The organism is Ruegeria lacuscaerulensis, from assembly GCF_013034745.1.
Taxonomy (GTDB): Bacteria; Pseudomonadota; Alphaproteobacteria; order Rhodobacterales; family Rhodobacteraceae; genus Ruegeria; species Ruegeria lacuscaerulensis_B.
Map to the genome: position 1 here is coordinate 1 of NZ_WQGP01000024.1, position 4,491 is coordinate 4,491.

A 4,491-nucleotide genomic window follows, 5' to 3' on the forward strand; every position below is an offset into this window, starting at 1 on the left:
TTGAAAGGTTATAGATATGACATTACCGCGGCGCACGCCTTTGTATGACTTGCATGTTGAGTTGGGCGGGAAGATGGTTGATTTTGCTGGGTGGGAGATGCCTGTTCAGTATTCTTTGGGGATTATGGGTGAGCATTCGCAGTGTCGCGAGAGGGCTGCGGTGTTTGACGTCAGCCATATGGGTCAGGTGATTCTGCGCGGTGAGAATGTGGGGGAGAAGCTGGAAGCTTTGTGCCCGCAGGCTTTTGCGACGCTGAAAGAGGGCAAGGCGCGCTACGGTTTTTTTACGAACGAAGACGGCGGGATCATGGATGACCTGATCGTGTCGAATGCGGGGGACCATTACTTTGTGGTAGTGAACGCGGCGCTGCGGCATCAGGACATTCCGCATATGCGCGAACATCTGGACGGCGTCGAAGTGACCGAGATCTTCGACCGTGCGCTGGTTGCGGTGCAGGGACCCAAGGCCGAGGATGTGGTGGGCGATCTCTGCCCTGCGGCGCGGGATCTGAAGTTCATGGAAACCACGGTGGCGGATATCAACGGCGTTGAATGCCGTATCTCACGCCTGGGTTACACCGGTGAGGACGGGTACGAGATCTCGATCCCCGAGGACAAGGCCATAGAAGTGACCCGCGCGTTCCTGGCGCATGAGGATTGTGAAGCCGCCGGTCTGGGCGCGCGCGACAGCCTGCGGCTGGAGGCGGGGCTGTGTCTTTACGGCAATGACATCGACCAGAGCACCTCTCCGATCGAAGCTTCGTTGGCTTGGGCAATCCAGAAGCGCCGCAAGGAGGAGGGCGGCTTTCCCGGCGCTGCGCGTATCCAAAAGGAACTGGCCGACGGGCCTGCACGCAAGCTGGTGGGCATCAAGCCGACAGGTCGAGCGCCTGCACGTCAGGGCGTGGAAATCCAATGCGCCGAGGGCAATAGCATTGGCCAGATCACCTCGGGCGGGTTTGGCCCCACGGTGGGTGGACCGGTGGCGATGGGCTATGTGGCGGCGGGCCATGGCGCGCCGGGCGAGGTGGTCAACCTGATCATCCGGGGCAAGCCGCAACCGGCCGAGGTTGTGGCGCTGCCCTTCGTCACCCAGAATTACAAGCGTTGAAGTCAGGAGAGAAAGACCATGGCAACCTATTATTCCGAAGAACATGAATGGCTGGATGTGGACGGCGACACGGCCACGCTGGGCATCACCAAGCACGCCGCCGAGCAGCTGGGCGATGTGGTCTTCGTGGAACAGCAGGAAGTGGGTGACGAGTTCGAGAAAGACGGCGAGATCGGCGTGATCGAATCCGTCAAGGCGGCCTCGGAACTCTATGCGCCGGTGGATGGCGAGATCACCGAGGTCAACGAAGCACTGGCCGACAATCCCGGCGCGCTGAACGAAGACCCCGAGGGTGAGGCGTGGATCTACAAGATCAAGATCGCGGACGCGTCGCAACTCGAAGATCTGATGGACGAAGCTGGCTACAAGGCCTTCATCGGCTGATCCAGACCGGGGCCCTGTACAGGGCTTCGCCCGTTCGGGCCGAACCGGCTCGTGATGATGTATCGGAGGCCTGCGTGGTCTCCGCCCGACCTGACTTATTCATAGGAGCGCTGCAATGGCTTTCAAACTGACCGACTACGAAGCCTATGACTTTGCCAATCGCCGCCATATCGGGCCCAGCCCGACCGAGATGCGCGACATGCTCAAGGTGATCGGCTTCAAGACGCTGGACGCGCTGATCGACGCCACCGTCCCGCCCGCGATCCGCCAGAAAGAGCCGTTGGACTGGGGTCCGGCGATGACGGAACGCGATGCGCTGTTCCACATGAAAGAGGTGGCGAGCAAGAACAAGGTTCTGACCTCGCTGATCGGTCAGGGCTATTATGGCACCACCACGCCCGCGCCGATCCTGCGCAACATCCTGGAAAACCCGGCCTGGTACACCGCCTATACGCCCTATCAGCCGGAGATCAGCCAGGGCCGGCTTGAGGCGCTGTTGAACTTCCAGACCATGGTCAGCGATCTGACCGGGCTGGACGTGGCCAATGCCTCGCTGCTGGACGAAGCCACCGCCGCGGCTGAGGCCATGGCGATGGCCAAGCGCGGTGGTCGGTCCAAGGCCAACAACGCCGCCTTCTTTGTCGACCGCAACTGCCACCCGCAGACCATCGCTGTGATCAAAACCCGCGCCGAGCCCTTGGGCATCGACGTACAGGTGGGCGATCCCGACCAACTGGAAGCAGGCGCCGTCTTTGGCGCGATCTTCCAATACCCCGGCACCCACGGCCATGTGCGCGACTTCACCGCCGAGATCGCGGCGCTGCATGAGCACAAAGCGATTGCCATCGTCGCCGCCGACATCCTGTCGCTGGCGCTGCTGAAGTCACCGGGTGAGATGGGCGCGGATATCGCCATCGGATCGACCCAGCGCTTTGGCGTGCCGATGGGCTATGGCGGGCCCCATGCCGCCTATATGGCGACCACCGACAAGCTGAAGCGCGCGATGCCGGGCCGGATCATCGGTGTCAGCATCGACAGCCGGGGCAACAAGGCCTACCGCCTGGCGCTGCAGACCCGCGAGCAGCATATCCGCCGCGAAAAAGCCAACTCGAACGTCTGTACCGCGCAGGCGCTGCTGGCGGTGATGGCCTCGATGTACGCGGTCTATCACGGCCCCGACGGCATCAAGGCGATTGCGCAATCGGTGCACCGCAAAACCTCGCGCATGGCCGCCGGTCTGGAAGAGGCGGGCTTCTCGGTCGAACCCGAGGTGTTCTTTGACACCATCACGGTCGAGGTCGGCCACTTGCAGACCACCGTTATGGAGGCCGCCGTTGCCCGTGGCATCAACCTGCGCAAGGTCGGCGAGACGAAAGTGGGCATCAGCCTGGATGAACAGACCCGCGCCGAGACGATTGAGGCGGTTTGGGGCGCCTTCGGCATCGACCGTCAGGATGACAGCTCGAACGTGGCGTACCGCCTGCCGGATTACGCCCTGCGCGAGACGCCCTATCTGACTCACCCGATCTTCCACAAGAACCGGGCCGAGGCCGAGATGACCCGCTACATGCGCCGTCTGGCCGACCGCGACCTGGCGCTGGACCGGGCGATGATCCCGCTGGGATCCTGCACCATGAAGCTGAACGCGACGATCGAGATGATCCCGGTCACATGGCCCGAGTTCGGCAATCTGCACCCCTTTGCTCCGGAAGACCAGGCGCAGGGCTATCATGAGATGATTGCCGATCTGAACGACAAGCTGTGCCAGATCACCGGCTATGACGCGATCTCCCAGCAGCCCAACTCGGGCGCGCAGGGCGAGTATGCAGGCCTGCTGACCATCCGCAACTATCACTTCGCCCGCGGCGAAGGGCACCGCAATGTCTGCCTGATCCCAACCTCGGCGCACGGGACCAACCCGGCCTCGGCGCAGATGGTGGGCTGGCAGGTGGTGCCGGTGCAATCGGATGAGAACGGCAATATCGACCTGAATGACTTCCGCGCCAAGGCCGAGAAGCATTCGGATCATCTGGCCGGCTGCATGATCACCTACCCCTCGACCCATGGCGTGTTCGAGACCACCGTGCAGGAGGTCTGCCAGATCACCCATGACCACGGCGGTCAGGTCTATATCGACGGGGCCAACATGAACGCCATGGTCGGCCTGTCGCGTCCCGGAGACATTGGCGGCGATGTCAGCCACCTGAACCTGCACAAGACCTTCTGCATCCCGCATGGCGGTGGTGGCCCCGGCATGGGCCCGATTGGCGTCAAGGCGCATCTGGAAGAGCATCTGCCCGGTCACCCGGAATACGGCACCGCCGTGGGGCCGGTCTCTGCGGCGCCCTTTGGCTCGCCCTCGATCCTGCCGGTCTCATGGGCCTATGTGCTGCTGATGGGTGGCGCGGGTCTGACGCAGGCGACCAAGGTTGCGATCCTGAACGCCAACTATATCGCGGCGCGTCTGCAGGATGCCTATCCGATCCTCTACACCTCCGAATCCGGTCGTGTGGCGCATGAATGCATCCTCGACACCCGACCCTTGGACGCCGAGGCGCATGTGACCGTCGACGATGTCGCCAAGCGTCTGGTCGATTCAGGTTTCCACGCCCCGACGATGAGCTGGCCGGTGGCCGGCACCCTGATGGTGGAGCCCACGGAATCCGAGCCCAAGGACGAGTTGGACCGCTTCTGCGACGCCATGCTCTCGATCCGATCCGAAGCGCAGGATATCATCGACGGCAAGATCGATGCGGAAAACAACCCGCTGAAAAACGCCCCCCACACGGTGCGCGATCTGGTCGGCGACTGGGACCGGCCCTATAGCCGCGAACAGGCCTGTTTCCCTCCGGGCTCCATGGGTGTCGACAAATACTGGTCCCCCGTCAACCGCGTCGACAACGCATACGGAGACCGAAACCTCGTTTGCACATGTCCACCAATGGACGCGTACGCGGAAGCGGCGGAATAAAAAGAAAACCCCCGCCCAGCGGGGG

The 4,491-nt window shown here is 62.6% G+C and carries 3 protein-coding genes; all 3 read left to right on the forward strand.

The features are described 5' to 3' along the window. Positions 1–16: 16 nt before the first annotated feature. The 3 genes from gcvT to gcvP all read left to right on the forward strand — a co-directional run bounded on the left by gcvT (position 17) and on the right by gcvP (position 4,466). A complete protein-coding gene (gene gcvT / locus GOV79_RS22185; protein WP_170791787.1) occupies positions 17–1,111 on the forward strand; it encodes a glycine cleavage system aminomethyltransferase GcvT in 1,095 nt (364 codons plus the stop codon). A gap of 18 nt (positions 1,112–1,129) precedes the next feature. Next, on the forward strand, positions 1,130–1,495 hold the full coding sequence (gcvH, locus tag GOV79_RS22190) for a glycine cleavage system protein GcvH (protein WP_170775892.1): 366 nt from the start codon (positions 1,130–1,132) through the stop codon (positions 1,493–1,495). 115 nt (positions 1,496–1,610) lie between these two features. After that, a complete protein-coding gene (gene gcvP, locus GOV79_RS22195) occupies positions 1,611–4,466 on the forward strand; it encodes an aminomethyl-transferring glycine dehydrogenase (RefSeq protein ID WP_170783148.1) in 2,856 nt (951 codons plus the stop codon). The last annotated feature ends 25 nt before the right edge of the window (positions 4,467–4,491 follow it).

Coding starts and splice junctions, on each gene's coding strand:
- gcvT (WP_170791787.1), top strand. CDS start 17: ATGACATTACCGCGGCGCACGCCTTTGTATGACTTGCATGTTGAGTTG.
- gcvP (WP_170783148.1), top strand. CDS start 1,611: ATGGCTTTCAAACTGACCGACTACGAAGCCTATGACTTTGCCAATCGC.
- gcvH (WP_170775892.1), top strand. CDS start 1,130: ATGGCAACCTATTATTCCGAAGAACATGAATGGCTGGATGTGGACGGC.